Consider the following 22069-nt stretch of genomic DNA (forward strand, 5'->3'; position numbering starts at 1 on the left):
GACGGCAAGCGCTTCGTGCCGCTGCAGGCGGCCGACGGCCACGCGCTGCGCGGCATCAGCGGCGTGGTGGAGACGGCCGGCGGCGAGCTGTGGCTGCACGGCCATGATGGCGCCTTCCGCATCCCCGCCGCGCAGCTGCGCGGCTTCCTGCGCGACGGTGCGGCGGTCGGCTACGAACTGCTGGGCGTGGACGACGGCCTGACCGGCGCGGTCCAGCCGACCGGGCCGTTCCCGTCGATGGTGGAGGCCAGCGACGGCAAGCTCTGGCTGTCGAGCCACAGCGGCGTCATGCTGATATCGCCCGGCCAGATCGGCCGCGACACCGTGCCGCCGCCGGTGCAACTGCGCGCGGTCGAGAGCGGTGGCCGGGCCTATGCGCCGGACGCGCCGCTGACGCTGCCGCAAGGCGCGAACAACCTGCACCTGACGTTCAGCGCGCTCGGCCTGTCGATGCCGGGGCGGATCGCCTTCCGCTACCGGCTCGAGGGCGTGGACCGCGACTGGCAGCCTGCCGGCAACCGGCGCGAGGCGTTCTACACCAACCTGGGGCCGGGCCAGTACCGCTTCCAGGTCATCGCCGCCAACAAGGACGGCGTCTGGAACACCGAGGGCGCCGCGCTGCCGGTGACGATCCCGCCGACCTTCGTGCAAAGCCTGTGGTTCAAGCTGATCTGCGCGGCGGCGGTGGCGGCGGCGCTGGTGGCGGCCTGGCGCTGGCGGCTGACGCAGATGGCGCGCCTGATCGAGGCGCGCCACGTCGAACGCCTGAGCGAGCGCGAACGCATCGCCCGCGCGCTGCACGACACCTTCCTGCAGGAGGCGCAGGGAACCATCCTGATGATGCAGCTGGCGATGGAACAGGTGCCGCCCGCGTTGCCGGCGCGGGCCGCCATGGAACGCGGCATCGGCTACATCGAGCAGGCGCTGGTCGAGGGCCGCGACGAGGTGCGCGGCCTGCGCTCGCCGCTGCGCGACAACGAGACGCTGGGCGAATCGCTGGAGCGCTTCGGCCAGCGGCTGGCGGCTGGACTTTCGGCCAGTTTCCGGCTCGATCAAAAAGGCGCACCATACACCCTGCCCGTCATCACCGCCGACGAGGTGTTCGCCATCGGCCGCGAGGCCATCTGCAACGCCTTCCGCCACGCGCAGGCCAGCGCCATCGAGGTGGAGCTGGAGTACGGCGCCCGGCAACTGACGCTGCAGGTGAGCGACAACGGCAAGGGCATCGCGGCGGAGACGCTGGCGCAAGGCGGCCGCAGCGGCCATTGGGGCCTGGTCGGCATGCGCGAGCGGGCCGAGCGCATCGGCGCGGTGCTGGAGCTGGGCAACCGGGATAAAGGCGGCGCGTTTGTGCGCCTGACCTTGCCCACTATGTACGCCAGCGCATAGACGGCGCTGCGCGGTATCGCTGTAATTACATTTTGCATTCCCACCTGCGAGGAGCAAGTCCATGAAACTGAAAGACAAAGTCTGCATCGTCACCGGCGCCGCCAGCGGCATCGGCAAGGAAATCGCGCTGGTGTACGCGCGCGAAGGCGGCAAGATCGTCATCGCCGACCTGAACCTGGAGGCGGCGCAGGCCACCGCCAATGAACTCAAAGCCAGCGGCCACCAGGCCATGGCCGTCGCCATGAACGTGGTCGACGAAGGCCAGGTCAACGCCGGCATCGCCAGCGTGGTCGAGGCCTGGGGGCAAATCGATGTGCTGGTCAGCAACGCCGGCATCCAGATCATCCATCCGGTCGAGGAGTTCCCCTACGAGGATTGGAAGAAGCTGCTGTCCATCCACCTGGACGGCGCCTTCCTCACCACCAAGGCTTGCCTGCCCCATATGTACAAGGCCGGCAGCGGCAGCGTGATCTACATGGGTTCGGTGCACTCGAAGGAAGCGTCCAAGCTCAAGTCGGCGTATGTGACAGCCAAGCACGGCCTGATCGGCCTGGCCAAGGCGGTGTCGAAGGAAGGCGCGGAGCACGGCGTGCGCGCCAACGTGATCTGCCCCGGCTTCGTGCGCACGCCGCTGGTGGACAAGCAGATTCCCGAGCAAGCCAAGTCCCTGGGCATCTCGGAGGAAGACGTCATCAAGAAAGTGATGCTGGCCGATACCGTGGACGGCAAGTTCACCACCGTCGAGGACGTGGCCGAAGTGGCGCTGCTGTTCGCCAGCTTCCCGTCGAACGCGCTGACCGGGCAGTCGCTGGTGGTCAGCCACGGCTGGTTCATGCAATAGGAGGCGCCATGGCCACGCTGACGCCGGCAGCTGAACTGGCTGCCCGAAGCACGCCCTATCCGAACGACAGCGCCAGCTACCGTGCCGCGCGCGCGGCCTTGCTGGCCGAAGAGATAGAACTGCGGCGGCACATCGAACGCGTGGCCGCGCAGCGCCGCGCCCTGCCGCCTGGCGGCGAGGCGCCCGACTACCGCTTCCTCGACCAGGACGGCAAGACGGTGAAGCTGGCCGACCTGTTTGGCCCGCACGACACGCTGGTCACCTACTTCTGGATGTACGGGCCGCAGCGCGAGCGGCCGTGCCCGATGTGCACCGCCTTCCTCGGCGCCATCGACATTCCGTCGCGCGACCTGTCGCAGCGGGTGGCGGTGGCGGTGCTGGGCCGTTCGCCGGTGTCGCGCCAGCTGGCCTTCGCGCGCGAGCGCGGCTGGCGCAACCTGGCCTTCTACCAGTGCGTGGGTGACGATTTCCCGCGCGACTACCGCGGCCTGGCGCCGGACGGCAGCGAGTGGCCGGCGCTGGACGTCTGGGTCAAGCGCGACGGCAAGGTCCACCACTTCTGGGCGAGCGAACTGGGCGGAACCGAGGATCCCGGCCAGGATGCGCGCGGCGCGCCGGACCCGACGCCACTGTGGAATATCCTGGACCTGACGCCGGCCGGACGGGGCACGGACTGGTATCCGAAGCTATCGTACTGAGGCGGCGGCACGTAAGTTGACAGCGTCAGCGCCCCAGCGTCATCCGCTTCAGCAGTTCGTTGAAATCCATGTCGGGACGGTTCCGCAGGTTGTTGGCGTACTCGCCCTCGCAGGACGCCCTGGCCTCGGCGGCCGGCACGGCTGCCACCTTGTCCTTCAAGCCTCCGTTGAACAAGCCCATCACCGCGGCTACATGCGCGTCGATCTCCGCCTCGATCGCCGCCGGCTGGCGGGCGCGCATCTGCTGGACCAGCTGCGCCTTGTACAGCTGGCGCAGGATCACCAGCGCATCCGCGTTCTGCGCCCGCCACTGCGCCATCGCCGCCGCCAGCGCGTCGACCGAGTCCGGCGCAACGCTCTTGCAGCGCTCAAGCAGCAAGGCGTGATACGTGTCGAAGTCGATCTGCGCCATCTGGATACCGGTGGCGATATCGACACCCGCCGCTCCCGCCGGCACGGACGCGCAGGCCAGCGCCGCGCCGAAGAACACCGGCCAGATGTTGCGGGAGAACGGACGAAGGACTGGGCTTTCCATACAACGGGCGATGGTGGGAGAAGCGCTAGTGTATTGCAATCCGATCAAAAAGAAATACGCGGTTTGTCACCGCCAACCGTCCATCGACTAGCAATTTGACAACGAAATCCAGGCCTTGCTACACTGAAGTTGCAATTCATGTATTTTTAGCGAAAATCAAACACTTACGGGACCCTCATGAACCGACAATCATTGGCCACGCTGATCGCCGCGACCGCCCTGGCCGGCGCCGCGCACGCCGCCGACATACCGAAATCGCTGGAAACCATGGGCATCAAGATCGGCGACACCCAGCAACAGGTCGAAAAAGTGCTGTTTGCCGATGGCTACAAGCCCAACCGCACGCACGTGCGCCCGGCGGATACGGTCTACGCGGCGCGCCCCGACAACATCGAATACACGGTCCCGAACATGCCCAAGCGTTCGCGCGTGACCGTTACCTACGGCCCGATGGATGGCCGCGTGGTGCAGATCGAGCGCAGCGCCGAGGTGTTCGAGCAAAAGGTGCTGAACGAAGAGCTGCGCAAGCAATTACAGGAAAAATACGGCCAGCTGCCGCCCGGCGAAGGCAAGTATGGCGACATGCACTGGGTCCGCACCAAGACCGGCAAGTCGGAATTCGAATGCTTTGCGCGCAACGCCAGCATCACCTTCGCGCACGCCCTGCTGATGAACAAGATGCTCAAATGCGACAAGGCCGTCACGGTGGCGATCGCCGGCGATTCCACCTGGGCCACAGCCATCAGCGTGACGATCGTCGACTTCGACACCGCCCTCAAGAACCTGCAGCCGATCGCCGCCGCCGCCGAGAAGGCCAAGCAGGACGACATCAACGCCGCCAAGAAAGCCCCGCCACCCAAGCTGTAATCCGGCGGCCATAAAAAAGGGAGGCACATGGCCTCCCTTCTCTTTACTCCGCCGGCGCTTAGTTCTGCGTCAGGAAGGTCTTCAGCTTGTCCGAGCGCGACGGCTGGCGCAGCTTGCTCATGGCCTTGGCTTCGATCTGGCGGATACGCTCGCGGGTCACGTCGAACTGCTTGCCCACTTCTTCCAGCGTGTGGTCGTTCGACATTTCCACGCCGTAGCGCATGCGCAGCACCTTCGCTTCGCGCGGGGTCAGCGAGTCCAGCACTTCCTTGATGACGTTGCGCATCGACGCGTGCAGCGCGGCGTCCAGCGGGGCCAAGGTGGTGTTGTCTTCGATGAAGTCGCCCAGCTGCGAATCGCCGTCCTCGCCCATCGGCGTTTCCATCGAGATCGGCTCCTTGGCGATCTTCATGATTTCGCGGACTTTGTTCTCCGGCATTTCCATCTTGACCGCCAGGGTCGCCAGGTCCGGCTCGCTGCCGGTTTCCTGCATGATCTGGCGCGAGATGCGGTTCATCTTGTTGATGGTCTCGATCATGTGCACCGGCACGCGGATGGTGCGGGCCATGTCGGCGATCGAACGGGTGATGGCCTGGCGGATCCACCAGGTCGCGTAGGTCGAGAACTTGTAGCCGCGGCGGTATTCGAACTTGTCCACCGCCTTCAGCAGGCCGATATTGCCTTCCTGGATCAGGTCGAGGAACTGCAGGCCGCGGTTGATGTACTTCTTGGCGATCGAAATCACCAGACGCAAGTTGGCGACCGTCATTTCGCGCTTGGCCTGGCGCGCGCGTTTTTCGCCGGCGGCCATCTGCTTGTTAATCTTGCGCAGGTCGGCCAGCGGCAGCGCCACGCGGGCTTGCAGGTCGATCATCTTCTTTTGCAGCTCTTTCACGGCAGGCACGTTGCGGCCCAGGATGGCGCTGTACGGATAGGCGCTGTCGACTTCGCCGTCAACCCAGTCCAGGTCGCATTCATTGCCGGGGAAGACCTTGATGAAGTGGGCGCGCGGCATGCCGCATTTGTTCACGCACAGCTCCAGCACGGCGCGCTCGATGTGGCGCACTTCTTCCATCTGGCCGCGCAGCGTGTCGCACAGCTTCTCGACCACCTTGGCGGTGAAGCGGATGCCCAGCAGCTCGGCCGAAATCGCTTCCTGCGCCGACACATAGCCCTTGGAGCCGTAGCCGCCGGTGGCCTTGCGCATCTTGTCGTACTGGGTCGAGATGACGTCGAACTTTTCCAGCGCGGCCTTCTTCAGCTGCGCCAGCTGTTCGGTCGAGAAGCCCGCCGCGCCGCCGTTGGCGTCGCCGTCTTCTTCCTCGACTTCCTCTTCCTCTTCTTCCTCGTCGTCCGACGCGACCGAAGGCGCGGCCGCGACGGCCGGCGCGTTGTTCGCCTCGTTCAGGTCGACGAAGCCGTCCACCACTTCATCGACCTTCAGTTCGTCGGCTTCGATCTTCTTGGCCAGCGCGACGATCTCGGCGATCGTGGTCGGGCAGGCGGAGATGGCCTGGATCATGTCCTTCAGCCCGCCTTCGATGCGCTTGGCGATCTCGATCTCGCCTTCGCGCGTCAGCAGCGCCACGGCGCCCATCTCGCGCATGTACATGCGGACCGGGTCGGTGGTGCGGCCAAAGTCGGAGTCGACCGTCGACAGCGCGGTCGCGGCGGCCGCTTCCACTTCGTCGTCGGAGGTCACGGTGGCCACGCTGTCGGTCAGTAGCAGCGACTCGGCGTCCGGCGCGCGCTCGTAGATGGCGATGCCCATGTCGTTGAAGGTCGCGATGATGCCTTCGATCGCTTCAGGGTCGACAATGTTTTCCGGCAGTTGGTCGTTGATCTCGGCGTAGGTCAGGAAGCCGCGCTCCTTGCCCATGTTGATCAGGTTCTTGATCTGGGTGCGGCGGCGTTCCAGCTCCTCGGCGGTGCTCTTGGAATCCATGCCCAGCATGTCGGCGGCGCCGCCCTTGGCCTTGCGCTCGCGGGCCTTGGAGACGGCCTTCAGCTCGGCGCGCTCGACCGCGTTCAGCGCGGCCACTTCGTCGTTCTCAGGCGTGAATTCGGACGGCTTGCGGCCGCGGCGGCCCGGCACCTTGACGCTCGGCAGCAGGTAGCCGGAGGTGTCGATCGAGGCCAGCGTGGCGGCGTCGGTCACCTGGCTGACGGCCGGGCCGCCGGTCACGATGACGACAGGAGCCGGCTCGGCCTTGGCGACCTTGACCAGCTTGGACTTCGGCGCGGCCTTGACCACCACGGCCGGCGCGGCGTCGTCGGCGCCCGGCAGGACGGCGGTCTTGCGCGCCACCTTGACGGTCTTGACCGGTGCATCCGAGGCATCGGCCTGCACCGCCACCTGGGCTTCCGCCTGGGCCGCTTCGGCCGCGGCGCTCAGGCGCGTTTTCTTTTTGACTACCGTTACTTTGCTCGCTGCCTCTTGCGCATTATCGATCACATAAGATAGAGTCGTCTTCGGCACCACCAGCGGAGCGGAGCTGGTACGGGCGGCCTTGACGGACAACGTTAAAGTTTTCGGCGTTTTTGTCATTAAATATCTCTCAATGCGTATTCGCCAGAAAATACAAAATGCCGTAGCCCGCGCCGACCGTTACCAGTGCGCATGGATGGAAATGTTGTAATTTAGCTGACGATTATCTGCGGAATAAAAAAAGCCCGCGTCCAACAACGGGCTTGTTTCTCTTTTCAGTGAAGAATAGGGAGAGGGCAAAGTATGCCGTATCGCGAGACATCAGGATAATTGATAGTACCCATATCCGACATCTTAAAACCATATAACAAGGGCTACACACTCTTGTCAGACCGTCCAAATCGCATCCTGTACCAAACTGAAACGCACCGTCCTGCAAAAGTGCGTCTCGCATTATACATGTTTTGGCGTGCAAACGCACCTGCGCCGTCCAACTGGCGTATGATGGTGCTGTGGTTATTTTTACATCATGGCCTAAAAGGCACTGCAATCCCGTAGTGCCCATGATATGCTCACGCCTCTTGCTTAAACTATGAAGTCGATGAACACTAGCCTCACCCCTCAGGCGCCTGCCACCGAGCCGGTCGCCACCGCGGCACCAGCAGCGCTGTCCCCGCGCAGCTTGTTGAAACAATTGCAAACCCAATTCCCGGCCTTCCGCGATTTCCTGCCCCTGTCGATCGGCATCGACAAGCAGATCCTCGCCGTGATGCCCGAACTGGACCGCAAAACCATGCGCACCGCGCTCGGCATCCACACCGGTTCGCTGCGCTACCTGAAGGTCATGGAAAAAGCCAAGCTGCGCCACGATCTGGACGGCACCCCGGGCGCCGAAGTGACCGACACCCACCGCGCCCACGCCACGCAGGTCCTGCAGGAACGCTTCAAGAAAGAAGCCGAGCGCAAGAAGGCCGAACGCGAAGCGGCCGCGGCCGAGGAAGCGGCGCGCGTGCGCGCCGACAAGCTGAACCAGCTGACCGCGAAGTTCTCGCGCAAAGGCTGAGTTGGCCCAGTTGGCTCAGTTGAACACTCAGCAGCAGCCTGCCGTGCCGGCGGAGGCCGAGCTGCCGCCCTACATCGGGATACGCATCGCCGATGTGCAGCTGGTCACCACGGCCGGGCAGGCGGCCGCCGCGCGCGACGCCCTGCTGGCCACGGACGCCATCGGCTTCGACACCGAGTCCAAGCCGACCTTCACCAAGGGCGAGACCTCGACCGGTCCGCACCTGATCCAGTTTTCCACCGACAGCACCGCCTACCTGTTCCAGATCGGCGCCAGCACCTCGGCGGCCATCCTCGAGGCATTGCAGGCGGTGCTGGAAACGCCGGCGTTGCTCAAGGTGGGCTTCGGCTTGTCCGACGACGTCAAGCGGCTGCACGCCAAGCTGGCGATCCGCGCGGCCGGCGTGGTCGATTTGTCGGTGGCGCTGCGCACGCCGGGCCAGCGCAACGACCTCGGCGCCAAGACCGCCGTCGCCAAGTTCTTCGGCCAGAAGCTGCAGAAGTCCAAGAAGATCTCCACCACCAACTGGGCGCTGCCGCGCCTGAACGAAAAGCAGATCCTGTACGCGGCCGACGACGCCCAGGTGGCGCTGCGCGTCTACCGCCATTTCATCGCAGCCGGCAACAAGCTGCCGCCGATGAAAGCGGTGAAACTTCCGCGTCCGCCGAAGCCGCAGTAGCGGGATGATCTGGTATCCTTGCCAGATAGTTACGACCTCAAGGAATGGCATGTCTACCTCTCACGTCGTGCGCGCGGGCGCCGCGCTGGCCCTGGCCGGATTTGTCCTGCCGTCGCTGGCCGCCACGCCCGCCACCCTGCCCGACACGCTGGAACAACGCGTGGCCGCCTGCACCGCCTGCCACGCCGTCAAGGAGCGCGGCGACGCCTTCTTCCCGCGCATCGCCGGCAAGCCCGCCGGCTACCTGTACAACCAGCTGGTCAATTTCCGCGAGGGCCGGCGCCACTATCCGATGATGACCTATATGGTCGACCATCTGCCGGATGCCTACCTGCGCGAAATCGCCGACTACTTCTCGCAACAGCATCCGCCCTACCCGCCACCGCAGGCCGGCGGCGCCAGCGCCGACGCCCTGGCGCGCGGCGAGGCGCTGGTGCGCAACGGCGATCCGGCGAAAAAGATCCCGGCCTGCGTGGCCTGCCACGGCAGCGCGCTGACCGGGGTGGCGCCGGCGATCCCCGGCCTGGTCGGCCTGCCCAGCGACTACATCAACGCCCAGTTCGGCGCATGGAAGAACAAGGTGCGCCGCGCCGCCGCGCCGGACTGCATGGCGGAGATCGCCAATCGTCTGACGCCGGCCGACGTGGCCGCCGTCTCAGGCTGGCTCAGCCAGCAAACACCGGACGCCGCCGCCCGCCCCGGCGCCGCCGACAGCATCGCCCTGCCCCTGCCGCTGAACTGCGGCAGCGTGCCGGCACCTTAAGGGCCTGGTCATGAAGAAAATCGTTTATACCGTTATCGCCCTGCTGGCGGCGGGCATCCTGTACGTGCTGTCCGGTGGCTCGGACGACGCCGGGCCGGCGCCCACCGTCACCGCCAAGCTGGCGCCGGCCGAGAAGATCGCGCGCGGCGCCTACCTGGCCAAGGCCGGCGACTGCATGGCCTGCCACACCGTGCGCGGCGGCGCGCAGTACGCCGGCGGGCGGGCGCTGCAGACACCGTTCGGCAACGTCATCTCGCCCAACATCACCTCCGACAAGGCCACCGGCATCGGCGGCTGGAGTGCGGACGACTTCTGGCACGCGCTGCACAACGGCAAATCGAAGGATGGGCGCCTGCTGTACCCGGCCTTCCCGTACACCAACTACACCCGCATCACGCGCGACGACGCGGACGCGCTGTACGCCTACTTCCAATCGGTGCCGGCGGTGGCGCAGGCCAACCAGCCGCACACCTTGCGCTTCCCCTACAACCAGCAATTCATGCTGGCCGCGTGGCGCGCGCTGTACTTCAAGCCGGCCGTGTTCCGCGAAGACAGCAAGCAATCGGTGGACTGGAACCGCGGCGCCTACCTGGTGCAGGGCCTGGGCCACTGCAGCGCCTGCCACAGCCCGCGCAACACGCTGGGCGCGAGCGACGGCGAAGGCCTGTCCGGCGGCCTGATCCCGGTGCTGGGCTGGTACGCGCCCTCGCTCAACGCCGGCGCCGAGGCGGGGCTGGGCGAATGGATGCAGCCGCACATCGTGCAACTGCTGAAAACCGGCGTCTCGCCGCGCGCGACCGTGTTTGGGCCGATGGCCGAGGTGGTGCAGCAAAGCCTGCAACACCTGAGCGACGGCGACATCAACGCCATGGCGGTCTACCTGAAAGCCCTGCCGGGTGACGACAAGAAATCCGACTTCGAGCGCGACAAGGGCGCCGAAGCGATGGCCTACCTGGCGGCCGGCGCCAAGCTCTACGAGAAGCACTGCGTCGACTGCCACGGCGCCGGCGGCGCCGGCCTGCCACCGGGCTATCCGCCGCTGGCGGGCAACCGCGCGCTAACGATGGAGCAGGCGGTCAACCCGATCCGCATCGTGCTCAACGGCGGCTTCGCGCCCGGCACCGAAGGCAACCCGCGTCCATACGGCATGCCGCCGTTCGGCCACGTATTGAACGACACCGAAGTAGCGCAGGTTGTGTCCTACCTGCGCAGCGCCTGGGGCAACAACGCCCCGCCGGTCAACGGCAACGACGTCAACCGCTACCGCGCAATTCCTTTGGATTAAAAAATGGGGTCAAGTCTGGCATTCGGACACGAGGTCTGCTGTAGTCGTTGTCTATAGCAGAGCTCGTGTCCGAATGTCAGACTTGACCCCACATGTCAGACTTGACCCCAATGGCTGGGAGGCATGAATGGAGTACTACCACGGCACCAGGGCCGACTTGAAGGTCGGCGATTTGATCGAACCCGGCTACACCTCGAACTACGGCACGCGGCGCAAGGCGAACCACGTCTACCTGAGCGCCACGCTGGAGGCGGCCACGTGGGGAGCGGAGCTGGCGCAGGGCGAGGCGCCTGGCAGGATCTACATCGTCGAGCCGGTTGGCGAGATCGTGGACGATCCCAACCTGACGGATAAAAGATTCCCCGGCAACCCGACCAAGTCCTACCGCTCGAAGCAAGCGTTGCGCGTGGTGGGCGAGGTCAAGGAATGGCAAGGCCACTCCCCCGAAGCGCTGCAGGCGATGAAGGACCATGTCGAGAAGCTCAGGCTGCAAGGCATCGAGGCGGTCGACGATTGAGCCGGCCCGCCCGGCGTAAAACGTCTACGCGGCGGCCAGGCTCCTGAGCGACGGAACGACTTCCGCCAGGCCGGCGACCTCGAAGGTGGGCACCGCGTCCGACGCGTTGGCGAGGCGGCCGGGGTTGAACCAGCAGCTCTCTATGCCATACCGGTTGGCGCCGAGGATATCGGCATCGAGCCGGTCGCCGACGATGATCGCTTCCGGCTTGGCGAAGGAACGCGCCATGCTGGCCGCGTAGTCGAAGAAGCGCACATCGGGCTTGGCGTGGCCGCACGCCTCGGAGGTGGCGACGAAGGAAATGTGTTCGGCCAGGCCGGAGCTGGCGATGCGGCGGTTCTGGATGGCCTCGACGCCGTTGGTGATGATGCCCACCTCGCCGATGGCCGACAGTGTTTCGCACAGCTGTTTGGCGCCGTCGATCAGGACCACGGTATCGGACAGCGACTCAAGATAAATGCTGCTGGCCGCCTCGGGGTCGAGCTCGAGGGCGTTGGCCTGGAACGTCTTGCGGAAGCGCTCCACCTTCAGGAAGTCCTTGGTCACGGCGCCCGTCTCGAAGTCGCGCCAGAGTTGCACGTTGATCGCCTGATACTGGAGAAAAATCGCCTCCACATCATCGCTCAGGCCAAGCGCCTGCATGGTCCGCACAAAGGAAAGTTGTTCGGACGCCTTGAAGTCCAGCAGCGTGTCGTCCAGGTCGAAAAGAAATAGTCTGTGTTTCATATCATGGTGGGGTCAAGTCTGACATTCGGACACGAGCTCTGCTGTAGGCGCGGCCTACAGCAGAGCTCGTGTCCGAATGTCAGACTTGACCCCAAATTGCTTGCGGTTAGTAGTGCTCGGCGAAGCCGATGCGGTCGGTGGTGGCGTTGCGGGCGTCGTCGACGCTGACCTTGCCCGCCGTGAGCAGCGCGCGCAGCGAGGCGTTCATCGTGTGGCAGCCCTCGCCCGGCTTGGTCTCCATCCAGTTGCGCAGCGCCGAGATCTGGCCGCTGGCGATCATGCCTACCACCTCCGGATTCGACGTCAAACATTCGGTGGCCAGGTGGTAGCGGTCGCCATCGACCGACGGCAGCAGCGCCTGGCACAGCACGCCGCGCAGCGCGTGCGCCAAGGCCTGCGATTGCGGTTCGCCGTTGCCCAGCAGCCGCACCATCTTCTGCAGGCCCAGCTCGGTCGAGCGCGCGTGCAATGAGGCCAGCACCAGCGGCCCCGATTCGGCCAGCGCCAGCGCTTCCTGCGCGGTCTGGGCGTCGCGGATCTCGCCGATGACGATCACGTCCGGCCGCTCGCGCAGCGCGTCCAGCGCGCCCAGGTAGAAGCTCTCGACGTCGCCGTCGAAGCCCACCTCGCGCTGCGTGATCACGCACTGCCGCTGCGGGATCAAGGTCTCCACCGGATCCTCGATCGTGATGATGTGCCCGGAACGGTGCTTGTTGATCTCGTCGAGCATGGCGGCGATGGTGGTCGACTTGCCCTGGCAGGTGTCGCCGATGATCAGCACCAGCCCGCTGGTGAGCTTGGCGAAGTTCTGCTCGGCCTGGCGCAGGCCCAGCTGGCTGAGCACCATCGGCTCCTTCGGAAAACGGCGGATCACGCAGCCCAGCCGCTTCTTGCCCTGGAAGCTGAAGCAGTTGGCGCGGATGCGCGCCGTGTGCAAATCCACCGCGCGGTCGAAGGCGCGGTCCTGGATGCGCTCGGCCCAGTTCGGCTCGACCACCTCGAAGAATTCCTGCAGCTCCTCGCGCGTGATCGGCGAATCCGTCACCGCCACCAGCCCCTTCGGCTGGCGCAGCAACAGCGGACTGTTCTGGTGGATCAGGATGTCGCTGAAGATCAGCTTGGAATTGAGCAGATGCAGGATCTGCTCGACGAGCGTGCCGAACACCGGATGGTCTTCGTTCTCGATGTAGGTCAGGGTGCGTATCTGCGACGACTGGTAATGTTCCATCTCTGCTCTCGGTGGGGTCGGTGGTGCTCCCCAACGATTATAAGAGAAAAAATTGCAGCATCGAAATATTTTAGCTGCGGACCTTGGGATATTTGAAGCCGGTGCGCAAGTCCATGCTGTAGCGCTGCTTGCCCTCGGTGACCAGCACGTGGTCGGGCGGTTCCTCGCCGGCCAGTGCGCGGTAGAAGATCGGCAAGCCCTCGCCCTTGCGGACCAGGTCGTCGCAGCGCTCGTAGACGTTGGGACAGCCGGTCTCGGCCAGCAGCGCCTGCACGATGGCCACTTTCCACGCGTCGACGCCGGCCGACTGGAACTGGCAAATCAGGTAGCCCTTGACGCCGCCCCAGCTGTCGACCAGCAGGCCGGACAGGCCATCCTCGTCGCCGCGCACCACCGGCACCAGGTCGTTGGGGCCGGCCGCGCGCACGCTGGCGGCGCGCTTGGCCACGGCGGCCTTGACGCGGCGCTTGATCAGCGCGTGGTCGACCGGCTCGTCTTCCTTGTAGGTCCAGATGCGGGCGCAGATCTGCGACTTGGCGTTGTAGGCGGCGCGGCCGATGAACTGGCGCGACGAGGTCTGCACGGTGGCGGTGGCGCCCGGCTTGTTCTTTTCCTGCGGCTTGCCGTCGACCTTGTCGACCGCCGAGGCGTAAATCCAGGGGTCGCCGGCCAGCAGGCTCTTTTCCTTGCCCTGTTTGATGGTGATGATAAGCATGTGCGTCCAATATGTGCGGTGTTGCGGGATAGGCCGAATGATACCTCATGCGGGCCGCCCAGCCCGCCGCCGGTCGCGGCCTGCTCCCCGGCCTGTGCATTCTGTTCCGCGCCTGCTGCAATCTGTCGCAGCCCGGTTTCGCGCGGCGGAGGGAGTCCGTAGTATCCAACCTCAAGAGCTGTGCCAACCATCACGAGGAGATCATCATGGCAAATCCATCCATCCGCAGCGCGCTGCGCATCCTGTTCCTGTCCGCCGGCCTGCTGGCCGTCGCCGCGCCGGTCGGCGTGGCCGTGGCCGGCCCGTTCAGCTGGTTCCACGGCGAGCGCGTGCAGGGCAGCGGCAAGATCGTCAAGCAGAACCGCGAGATCGGCCACTTCACCTCGCTAGCCACCAGCGTCAGCGGCAACATCGAGCTCCGCCAGGGCAACACCGAGGGCATCAGCATCGAGACCGACGACAATCTGCTGCCGTTGCTCGAGACGGTGGTCGACAACGGCACGCTGCGCATCCGCCCCACGCGCAAGGACGTCAACCTGGAGTCGCACACGATGAAGATCGTGGTGCAGGCGCGCTCGATCGAGAAGATCGCGGTGGCCGGCTCCGGCACGGTCGATGTCGACCAGCTGCGCGGCGAGCACCTGACGTTCGACGTCGGTGGCTCGGGCTCGATCAATGTGCGCAAGCTCGAGAGCGAATCGGTGGCGATCGCGCTGGGCGGCAGCGGCAACCTGAAGGTCGGCGGCAACGTCGAGCGCCTGCAGGTGTCGATCGGCGGCTCGGGACGGGTGCAGGCCGGCCAGCTGGCCGCGCGCGACGTGACGGTGAGCATCGGCGGCTCGGGCGAGGCGACCGTGTGGGCCAAGCAGACGCTGAACCTGAGCGTGGCCGGCTCGGGCGACATCAGCTACTACGGCGATCCGAAGCTGACCAGCAGCGTGCTGGGTTCGGGCAGCGTCAAGCGGCTGGGTGGTTCGCCGCAGTAACCGCTCATTTTAGATCAGTCAAATATCTGATTGGGTTCGGCACCGGCCATCAATTGCCGGACCCAGTCGCTCAATTCGGACAGTTCGGCCAGGGCAATCGTTTTATAGGTTTCCCGGGAAGGCTTTACAGCGGATTTTTCAAGTAGCTCGCACAGCACCTCCACCAGCGCTTGCCGGCCCTCCACGCAACCTTCGTAGTATCCCTTCATCCGGCCAGTGTACAACGCATCATGCATCCCACTGTACCGGGCGCTCCTCAACGCCTCGCTCAGTATTTTTTGCTCCCTATCCTGGAGTCCGATCTGTTTGGCGATCTTTTCGCTGCTTTCTCTAATGCGCTCGTTTGCCTCGTAATCCCAGAGTTCTTCCACAGTTTTAAAGTGTTTGTCGAACAGCATGGCCCTTACCTCCTCGAAGCCGCTCCCCAAAAAAACTGAGCCCAGGTGTCAGACCAACGAGTCGCTACGGGAGTTCATCCAAAAAATTGTAGCGCCCGCCTGTAGACGCGGGTACGCTAGGCGGGCGCTGTTTGGCCCGCATCAATCCGGCGCGAATAAGAAACTCACCACAAGGAGATCCGCTTGAACGTTATCGCCACGTCCGTCCACCGCGCCTTCGCGCTGCCCTTATTGTTGCTGGCCTGCTGCGCCGCCTCCGCCGCCCCGCCCACCGTCACCGCCATCAAGGCCGCCCACATGCTCGACGTGCGCAGCGGCGCCCTGGTCGACAACGCCGTGGTGCTGGTCAGCGGCGAGCGCATCACCGCCGCCGGCAGCCAGTTGGCGATCCCGGCCGGCGCGCAGGTCATCGACCTCGGCAACAAGACCCTGCTGCCCGGCCTGATCGACATGCACACCCACCTGACCGGCGACCCGCAGGACGCCGGCTATTCCATCGTCGCCAAGTCGGTGCCGCGCGCCACGCTGACCGGGGCCAAGAACGCCCGCGTGACGCTGCAGGCCGGCTTCACCACGGTGCGCGATGTCGGCGCCGACGCCTACACCGACATCGGCCTGCGCGACGCCATCAACGACGGCGACGTGCCCGGCCCGCGCATGGCCGCCTCCGGCCCGCCGCTGAGCATCACCGGCGGCCACTGCGACGACACCATGCACGCGCCCGAATACAAGATCACCAGCCTGGGCGTGGCCGACGGCGTTGACGAGGCGCTCAAGGTCACGCGCCGCAACATCAAGTACGGCGCCGACGTCATCAAGATCTGCGCCACCGGCGGCGTGCTGTCGTTCGGCGACGATCCGCGCACCTCGCAATACACGCTGGAGGAATTGAAGGCCATCGTCAGCGACGCCCACCGCCTGGGCCGCAAGGCCGCCGCCCACGCGCACGGCGGCGACGGCATCAAGCTGGCGGTGCTGGCCGGCATCGACTCGATCGAGCACGGCTCCTACATCGACGACGAAGGCATCAAGCTGATGAAGGAACACAAGACCTGGCTGGTGCCCACGCTGTACCTGGGCGACTGGCTGATCGAGAACGCCGAGGCCATCAAGCTGCCCAAGCCGCTGCTGGAAAAAGCCAAGGTGGTGCTGCCGACAGCGCGCCAGAACGTGGCCCGCGCCATCAAGGCAGGCGTGCCGATCGCCTTCGGCACCGACGCCGCCGTCTATCCGCACGGCCTGAACGCGCGCGAGTTCGGCGTACTGGTCAAGCTGGGCATGACGCCGATCCAGGCGATCCGCACGGCCACCGTGAACGCCAGCGAGCTGCTGGGCTGGACCGACAGGGTGGGCACGATCGAGGCTGGCAAGTTCGCCGATATGATCGCGGTCGACGGCGAGCCGTTGAAGGATGTGAAGACGCTGGAGAACGTCCAGTGGGTGATGAAAGGCGGCGCGGTCGTCAAGTAGGCCGCGCGGCCGGCGGTGTCAGTGCTGGTGCTGGGCCGCGCCGGCCGGCGCCGGCAGCACTTCCAGCATCGGCGCCGGCGCTTTCAGTTTGACGGCGCCGTCGCCGGGGATCTCGTCCCAGGCCACGCTGGCCTTGTCGCATTGCTGCACGATGCGGAAGTACAGCTTGCCCGGCTGTGCCGGCAATTTGACCTGCATGACGAACTCGTCGAAATAGGCATCGGGCAGCGGACCGCCCGTCCAGCTGATTTCCTGCAGGCCGCCATTGGCGCCGGCCTCGATTTTCCAGCCCGCCTTGGGCATGGGCTTGGCGCTGGTGGCGCCTTGCGGCAGCGACACCGTCAAGCCCTTGGTGGCGCTGCCGTCGCAGCCGTGGCCGACGCGGAAGGTCAGCTTCTGGAAACTGCCCGCCAGGCCGGTGGTTTGTTCCAGCGTCACATGCGCCTGCGCCGCCGGGGCCAGCAGCGCGGCGGCGACAGCCAGCATGGTCAGAGTCGTTTTCATCACTGCCCTTTCGGTGGTGTGTACGTCAGCGGTTTAACCGGCACATCGATGGTGACGGTGTCGGCCTGCTTGCCCTTCTTGCGGAACACCAGCGTGACCGGCACGGTCTCGCCCTGCTTCAACTGCCGTTTCAAATCCATCAGCATCACGTGGTAGCCGCCGGACGCCAGGTCCACCACCTGCCCGGCCGGCAAGTCCAGCGACGGCACGGCGTGCATCTTCATCAGCTGGCCTTCCATCTGCATCTGATGGATTTCCGCCACGCCCGCCACATCGGCGCGCACCGCCACCAGCTGCGCATCCTGCTTCGATTTCAGCCGCATGAACACGCCGCTGGACTTGGCCGACGGCACGGTGGCGCGTATCCACGCGTCGCCCACCTCGACCTGGGCCCGCGCCGCCGGGACAACCGCCGCCAACAGCAATGCTGAGAGGATGTTTTTCATCGGCCGATTATATCAACGCTCGCCCTTGAAGGTCTCGCGGCCGACTTCCACCGTGTTGGTGCCGTCGGTCAGCCAGATCTGGCCATCCTGGATCGTGCACTGCAGCTGCATGGTGCGCTGGGCCATCTTGGCCAGCTGCTCGGTGGCGTCCGCGTCCAGGTTGATCACGGTCAGGTTCTTGCAGCGCTCGACCTTGTTGGCCAGCGCCTTCCACCAGATGTGGCTGGTCGCGGCGTAGCTGTAGACGTAGACGTGCTCCGAACGGCCGCAGGCCTTCAGGATCACCTTCTCGTCCGGCTGGCCCACCTCGATCCACAGCTGGATCGCGCCGGTCAGGTCCTTCTGCCAGATGTCCGGCTCCTCGACGTCGAACAAGCCCTTGGTGAAGGTCAGCGCCTCGTTGGCGTGGATCGCGAAGGCGATCAGCCGCACCATCATGCGCTCGTCGGTCTCGGACGGATGGCGCGCCAGCGTCAGCGACTGGGTCTCGTAGAAGTTGCGGTCCATGTCCGCGATCTGCAGGTCGGCTTTGTAGATTGTTGCTTTGAGGGCCATCGGTGAATCTCTGTGTAATTATTTGAAGACGACAGTCTTGTCGCCGTTTTGCAAAATGCGGTGTTCGACAAACCACTTCACGGCGCGCGCCAGCACCACGCACTCGACGTCGCGGCCGATGGCTGACAGCGTCTCGGCGTCCATCGAGTGGTCGACCCGCTCGACGTCCTGCTCGATGATCGGACCTTCATCCAGGTCGCCGGTGACGAAGTGCGCGGTGGCGCCGATCAGCTTGACGCCGCGGTGGTGCGCCTGCGCGTACGGCTTGGCGCCCTTGAAGCTCGGCAGGAAGGAATGGTGGATATTGATCGCCTTGCCCTTCAGCGCCGTGCACAGGCCCGGCGACAGGATCTGCATGTAGCGCGCCAGCACCACCAGGTCGATGTTATGCGAGTTCATCAGCTCGATGATCTTGGCTTCCTGCGCCAGCTTGGCTTCCTGCGGCGCGCCGGCGGCCAGCGGCAGGTGGTGGAACGGAATGTTGTAGCTGGCCGCCAGCTGGTAGAAGTCCATGTGGTTGGACACGATGGCCGGAATCTCCACCGGCAGCAAACCGCTCTTGTAGCGGAACAGCAGGTCGTTGAGGCAATGGCCGATCTTCGACACCATCAGCATCACGCGCGGCTTGTAGTGGGCGTCGCGCAGCTCCCAGTCCAGCTTCATCTCCGCACCCAGCAGGCCGAAGTCGGCGCGCAGCAGGTCGTCGTTGATGTTGCGGTCTTCCAGCGCGAAGTGCACGCGCATGAAGAACAGCTTCGACTCGCTGTCGCCGAACTGGGCCGAGTCGATGATGTTGCAGCCGTGGTCGGCCAGGAAGCCCGACACGCGATGCACGATACCGCGCTGGTCCAGGCAAGAGAGTGTCAAAATGTATTCGGGATTGCTCATATCCACCATCGTTATAGGTCTAACAAGGCCGGTATTGTCGCACGGCTGGGCCCACACCGTAAAAATAGCACGATCGTTCAATTTGAGATATATTGGCTGCCACACTCTTCTTTGAGGATACAAAATGACAATCAACGAGACAAATCTTCAATTCCGCCTGGCGGCCCGCCCGGTCGGCATGGTCAAGGACAGCGACTGGCAGCAGGTCAGCGAGCCGGTGCGCGAACCGGCCGACGGCGAGGTCGTGGTCAAGGTGCTGTACCTGTCGCTCGACCCCGCCATGCGTGGCTGGATGAACGAAGGCAAATCCTACATCGCGCCGGTCGGCATCGGCGAGGTGATGCGGGCCGGCGGCGTGGGCGTGGTGGTGGCGTCGAAGTCGCCGGACTTCGCGGTCGGCGATTATGTGCAGGGCGGCACCGGCGTGCAGCGCTACTGGGTCGGCCCGGCCGGCGACAAGCGCCACGGCTTCCGCAAGGTCGATCCCAAGCTGGCGCCGCTGCCCACCTACCTCAACACGCTGGGCATGCCGGGCATGACGGCCTACTTCGGCCTGATCGAATCGGGCCAGCCCAAGGCCGGCGAGACGGTGGTGGTGTCCGGCGCGGCCGGCGCAGTCGGCCAGACGGTCGGCCAGGTGGCCAAGCAATTGGGCTGCCGCGTGGTCGGCATCGCTGGCGGCAAGGACAAGTGCGACTTCGTGGTCAAGCAGCTCGGCTTCGATGCCTGCATCGACTACAAGGGCGGCTCGGTCAAGGACGGCCTCAAGGAACACTGCCCGAACGGCGTCGACGTTTACTTCGACAACGTCGGCGGCGACATCCTCGACACCGTGCTCACCCGCATCAACCTGAAGGCGCGCATCGTCATCTGCGGCGCCATCTCGCAGTACAACAACACCACGCCGGTCAAGGGCCCGGCCAACTACCTGGCGCTGCTGGTGAACCGCGCGCGCATGGAAGGCATCGTCGTGTTCGACTACGCGGACCGCTACCACCTGGGCATCGCCGCGCTGGGCCAGTGGATGAAGGAAGGCAAAGTCAAAAGCAAGGAAGACATCGTGCAGGGACTGGAGCATTTCCCGCAGGCGCTCAACATGCTGTTCGAAGGGAAGAACTTCGGCAAGCTGGTGCTGCAGGTGGCGGCCGAATAAATTCCGGGAACTTTTCCGCGTCCGCAGCGTCTATCCTTCGGCTGCACATTCCGCCGGGCCGCAAGCCCGGCGTTTTTTTTAGATGACGACGAGGAAGACCATGTTCCCCCAATTTATTACCCCCGCAATCAAATCGCAGATCGAGATCCTGATCACCCTGTACACCGACCTGAACCAGCGCACGCTGGAAGCCCTGCAAAGCCTGAGCGAATTGAACATGCAACTGGGCCGCGACCTGATCGCCGAAATGGGCGGCAACGTCCAGCGGCTGATGGCCAGCAAGGACGCCACGCAACTGGGCGCGGCCGTCAGCGCCCAGCTCACGCCGGGCGGCGCCGCGCTGCAGAACTACCAGAGGCATCTGGTCGACATCCTCAGCCGCGCCAACTCCAGCCTGGCGCAAACGGCCGCCACCCACATGCCGGCGGTGCGCCGCGCCGCCAACAACGTGGCCGAGGAAATAATGCACCAGGCTTCCGAACAGACGGCGCGCGCCGCCGAGCAGATGTCCAAATACCAGATGGCCAGCGAGCTGCGCCACTAAACACGGCAAACGCGCCTCGGCCCGAGTGGAACTTCCGTCAACGTAGCACCTCTAACCATGCAGAGCAGCGGGCTTCCGGCCCGCCGCTCGGGGAACCCAGACGGAATTTCATCACACTCACGAGGAGGTCTTATGGCCAGTAATTCAGGTAACGATCAAAGCAAGCCGAAAGGCACGGCCAAGCGCGGCTTTGCGGCAATGGACGAAGCAACCCAGCGCGCCATCGCCAGCAAGGGCGGCCAGGCGGCCCATCAAAAGGGCACGGCCCATGAATTCGATTCGGAGGAAGCGCGCCGGGCCGGCCAGAAAGGCGGCGAGGCGGTCAGCCGCGACCGCGAACACATGGCGCAGATCGGCCGCAAGGGCGGGGAAAGCCGGCAGTCCGCGGCCCGCGCCAACGCCGCGAAAAACGCCACGGCGTCGCACAGCGCCGGTTCGGAGCAATCGGCCAAGGGAGGCAACCAGCAAGGCGGCAAGCCCGCCGAACGCTAGGCGCCAGCACGCTGGCGCCGCTTCTTTCGGTCAGGCCGCCAGCACTTCCTGCAAGCGCAACAGCATGGAGGCATGCGCGCCCGGCGACGCGGCGGCGATGCTCGGCGAACCCAGCTGATAAGGCCGGCCGTCGATTTGCGTCACCTGTCCGCCGGCCTCGCGCACCAGCAGCGCGCCGCCGACGCAATTGATGCTGTCGTCGCCGAATTCCCAGAACCCGTCGACGCGGCCGCACGCCACATAAGCCAGCTGCAGCGAGGTCGCGCTCAGGTTGCGCACCGCCGCCACGTCCGGCAGCATGGCGCTCAGCGCGGCGCCGGAGCGGCGCACCGCATGCCGGTCGCGGCCGGCGAACGGCGGCTGGCTGGTGGCGACGATGCCCTGGTAGTGGTTGGCGCGGCCGTTGACGCGGATGCGCTCGCCGTTGCGGTAGGCGCCGTGGCCCCAGAGCGCATGGAACATCTCGTCATGCACCGCGTCGAAGATCGCGGTGAACACCGGCACGCCCTCGCGCATCAAGGTCAGCGACATGGCCCAGTTCGGGATCGCGCGCAGGAATTGCCCGGCGCCGTCGATGGCGTCGCAGATCCAGTATTCGCCGCGCGCGGCCAGCGCGGCCGTCTCGTCGTCCTCCGGCTCGGTGGTGTCGAGTTCGCCCTCCATCCAGGCGATGCCGGGGTACAGGCGCGCCAGCGCGCGCTTCATGCCGGCGTTGGCGGCGCCGTCGATGCGATGGAAAGCGGTCATCATGTCGTCCACCTCCACCACCGGCTCGCCACGCCAAAAGGTCTCGCACAGATCGGCGCCGGCCTCGCGCACCAGCGCCAGGACTTCTTCCGTATCGATTGCAGTCATGCCGATTCCTTGTTATAAACCAAAGTCGTAGATTGCCAGCAATT

Annotated in this window: 25 protein-coding genes; 14 read left to right on the forward strand and 11 right to left on the reverse strand. The window is 65.3% G+C overall.

Going from position 1 to position 22069, the window contains the following annotated elements; genetic code table 11:
* The 3 genes from GTP90_RS25465 to GTP90_RS25475 all read left to right on the forward strand — a co-directional run.
* On the forward strand, positions 1-1389 hold a 1389-nt coding region (locus tag GTP90_RS25465), incomplete at its 5' end, for an ATP-binding protein (protein ID WP_254452038.1).
* A gap of 61 nt (positions 1390-1450) precedes the next feature.
* Positions 1451-2230, forward strand: coding sequence for a 3-hydroxybutyrate dehydrogenase (locus GTP90_RS25470; RefSeq protein ID WP_161086159.1), 780 nt, complete (start codon positions 1451-1453; stop codon positions 2228-2230).
* An 8-nt stretch (positions 2231-2238) separates the two neighbouring features.
* The gene (locus GTP90_RS25475) at positions 2239-2928 is read left to right on the forward strand and encodes a DUF899 family protein (protein ID WP_161086160.1); all 690 of its coding nucleotides are present in this window, start codon (positions 2239-2241) and stop codon (positions 2926-2928) included.
* Positions 2929-2953: 25 nt separating this feature from the next.
* On the opposite strand, the gene GTP90_RS25480 is transcribed toward GTP90_RS25475, so the two are convergent.
* The gene (locus tag GTP90_RS25480) at positions 2954-3463 is read right to left on the reverse strand and encodes a hypothetical protein (protein ID WP_254452039.1); all 510 of its coding nucleotides are present in this window, start codon (positions 3461-3463) and stop codon (positions 2954-2956) included.
* Positions 3464-3640: 177 nt separating this feature from the next.
* Between GTP90_RS25480 and GTP90_RS25485 the strand changes: the two genes are divergently transcribed.
* Positions 3641-4330 carry a hypothetical protein gene (locus GTP90_RS25485; RefSeq protein WP_161086161.1) on the forward strand — a complete coding sequence of 230 codons (690 nt, stop codon included), beginning with the start codon at positions 3641-3643 and terminating at the stop codon, positions 4328-4330.
* A 58-nt stretch (positions 4331-4388) separates the two neighbouring features.
* On the opposite strand, the gene rpoD is transcribed toward GTP90_RS25485, so the two are convergent.
* Positions 4389-6878, reverse strand: a complete 2490-nt coding sequence (gene rpoD / locus GTP90_RS25490) for an RNA polymerase sigma factor RpoD (protein ID WP_161086162.1) — start codon at positions 6876-6878, stop codon at positions 4389-4391.
* 472 nt (positions 6879-7350) lie between these two features.
* On the opposite strand from rpoD, the gene GTP90_RS25495 reads away from it, so the two are divergent.
* From GTP90_RS25495 to arr, 5 genes are all read left to right on the forward strand, one after another.
* Positions 7351-7821 carry a ProQ/FINO family protein gene (locus tag GTP90_RS25495; RefSeq protein ID WP_161086163.1) on the forward strand — a complete coding sequence of 157 codons (471 nt, stop codon included), beginning with the start codon at positions 7351-7353 and terminating at the stop codon, positions 7819-7821.
* Between the two features lie 19 nt (positions 7822-7840).
* On the forward strand, positions 7841-8500 hold the full coding sequence (locus GTP90_RS25500) for a 3'-5' exonuclease (protein ID WP_175048233.1): 660 nt from the start codon (positions 7841-7843) through the stop codon (positions 8498-8500).
* Positions 8501-8549: 49 nt separating this feature from the next.
* Positions 8550-9263, forward strand: coding sequence for a c-type cytochrome (locus tag GTP90_RS25505; protein ID WP_161086164.1), 714 nt, complete (start codon positions 8550-8552; stop codon positions 9261-9263).
* A gap of 10 nt (positions 9264-9273) precedes the next feature.
* Positions 9274-10548, forward strand: a complete 1275-nt coding sequence (locus GTP90_RS25510) for a c-type cytochrome (protein ID WP_161086165.1) — start codon at positions 9274-9276, stop codon at positions 10546-10548.
* A 127-nt stretch (positions 10549-10675) separates the two neighbouring features.
* A complete protein-coding gene (gene arr, locus GTP90_RS25515; protein WP_161086166.1) occupies positions 10676-11065 on the forward strand; it encodes an NAD(+)--rifampin ADP-ribosyltransferase in 390 nt (129 codons plus the stop codon).
* A 24-nt stretch (positions 11066-11089) separates the two neighbouring features.
* Here the strand turns inward: arr and GTP90_RS25520 are convergent, their stop codons facing one another.
* From GTP90_RS25520 to GTP90_RS25530, 3 genes are all read right to left on the reverse strand, one after another.
* Positions 11090-11791 carry a YjjG family noncanonical pyrimidine nucleotidase gene (locus GTP90_RS25520; RefSeq protein WP_161086167.1) on the reverse strand — a complete coding sequence of 234 codons (702 nt, stop codon included), beginning with the start codon at positions 11789-11791 and terminating at the stop codon, positions 11090-11092.
* 106 nt (positions 11792-11897) lie between these two features.
* Positions 11898-13019, reverse strand: coding sequence for a type IV pilus twitching motility protein PilT (locus tag GTP90_RS25525; protein ID WP_161086168.1), 1122 nt, complete (start codon positions 13017-13019; stop codon positions 11898-11900).
* 70 nt (positions 13020-13089) lie between these two features.
* Positions 13090-13734, reverse strand: a complete 645-nt coding sequence (locus GTP90_RS25530; protein ID WP_161086169.1) for a class I SAM-dependent rRNA methyltransferase — start codon at positions 13732-13734, stop codon at positions 13090-13092.
* A gap of 206 nt (positions 13735-13940) precedes the next feature.
* Here GTP90_RS25530 and GTP90_RS25535 point away from each other — a divergent pair, with 206 nt between their 5' ends.
* Positions 13941-14720, forward strand: a complete 780-nt coding sequence (locus tag GTP90_RS25535) for a head GIN domain-containing protein (protein ID WP_161086170.1) — start codon at positions 13941-13943, stop codon at positions 14718-14720.
* 14 nt (positions 14721-14734) lie between these two features.
* Here the strand turns inward: GTP90_RS25535 and GTP90_RS25540 are convergent, their stop codons facing one another.
* A complete protein-coding gene (locus tag GTP90_RS25540) occupies positions 14735-15118 on the reverse strand; it encodes a hypothetical protein (RefSeq protein WP_161086171.1) in 384 nt (127 codons plus the stop codon).
* A 183-nt stretch (positions 15119-15301) separates the two neighbouring features.
* Between GTP90_RS25540 and GTP90_RS25545 the strand changes: the two genes are divergently transcribed.
* Positions 15302-16588: a Xaa-Pro dipeptidase gene (locus GTP90_RS25545; protein ID WP_161086172.1), complete on the forward strand. Its 1287-nt coding sequence runs from the start codon at positions 15302-15304 to the stop codon at positions 16586-16588.
* A gap of 18 nt (positions 16589-16606) precedes the next feature.
* On the opposite strand, the gene GTP90_RS25550 is transcribed toward GTP90_RS25545, so the two are convergent.
* From GTP90_RS25550 to purU, 4 genes are read right to left on the reverse strand one after another with little or no spacing between them, the layout of a single operon-like run.
* Positions 16607-17092, reverse strand: a complete 486-nt coding sequence (locus GTP90_RS25550; RefSeq protein ID WP_161086173.1) for a YcnI family copper-binding membrane protein — start codon at positions 17090-17092, stop codon at positions 16607-16609.
* Positions 17092-17538, reverse strand: a complete 447-nt coding sequence (locus GTP90_RS25555) for a copper chaperone PCu(A)C (protein WP_161086174.1) — start codon at positions 17536-17538, stop codon at positions 17092-17094. The genes GTP90_RS25550 and GTP90_RS25555 overlap by 1 nt, the downstream gene beginning before the upstream one ends.
* 12 nt (positions 17539-17550) lie before the next feature.
* Positions 17551-18093, reverse strand: a complete 543-nt coding sequence (locus GTP90_RS25560) for a YaeQ family protein (RefSeq protein WP_161086175.1) — start codon at positions 18091-18093, stop codon at positions 17551-17553.
* Between the two features lie 18 nt (positions 18094-18111).
* Entirely contained in the window at positions 18112-18981 is an 870-nt protein-coding gene (purU, locus tag GTP90_RS25565; RefSeq protein WP_161086176.1) for a formyltetrahydrofolate deformylase, read from the reverse strand.
* Between the two features lie 124 nt (positions 18982-19105).
* Here purU and GTP90_RS25570 point away from each other — a divergent pair, with 124 nt between their 5' ends.
* The 3 genes from GTP90_RS25570 (at position 19106) to GTP90_RS25580 (ending at position 21170) form a co-directional block, all read left to right on the forward strand.
* Positions 19106-20134, forward strand: a complete 1029-nt coding sequence (locus tag GTP90_RS25570; protein WP_161086177.1) for an NADP-dependent oxidoreductase — start codon at positions 19106-19108, stop codon at positions 20132-20134.
* A 100-nt stretch (positions 20135-20234) separates the two neighbouring features.
* Positions 20235-20678, forward strand: coding sequence for a TIGR01841 family phasin (gene phaP, locus GTP90_RS25575; protein ID WP_161086178.1), 444 nt, complete (start codon positions 20235-20237; stop codon positions 20676-20678).
* Between the two features lie 132 nt (positions 20679-20810).
* Positions 20811-21170 carry a KGG domain-containing protein gene (locus GTP90_RS25580; protein WP_161086179.1) on the forward strand — a complete coding sequence of 120 codons (360 nt, stop codon included), beginning with the start codon at positions 20811-20813 and terminating at the stop codon, positions 21168-21170.
* A gap of 30 nt (positions 21171-21200) precedes the next feature.
* Here the strand turns inward: GTP90_RS25580 and GTP90_RS25585 are convergent, their stop codons facing one another.
* On the reverse strand, positions 21201-22025 hold the full coding sequence (locus GTP90_RS25585; RefSeq protein ID WP_161086180.1) for an inositol monophosphatase family protein: 825 nt from the start codon (positions 22023-22025) through the stop codon (positions 21201-21203).
* Positions 22026-22069: the final 44 nt, after the last annotated feature.

It is taken from the genome of Duganella vulcania, from assembly GCF_009857655.1.
Classification (GTDB): Bacteria; Pseudomonadota; Gammaproteobacteria; order Burkholderiales; family Burkholderiaceae_D; genus Rugamonas; species Rugamonas vulcania.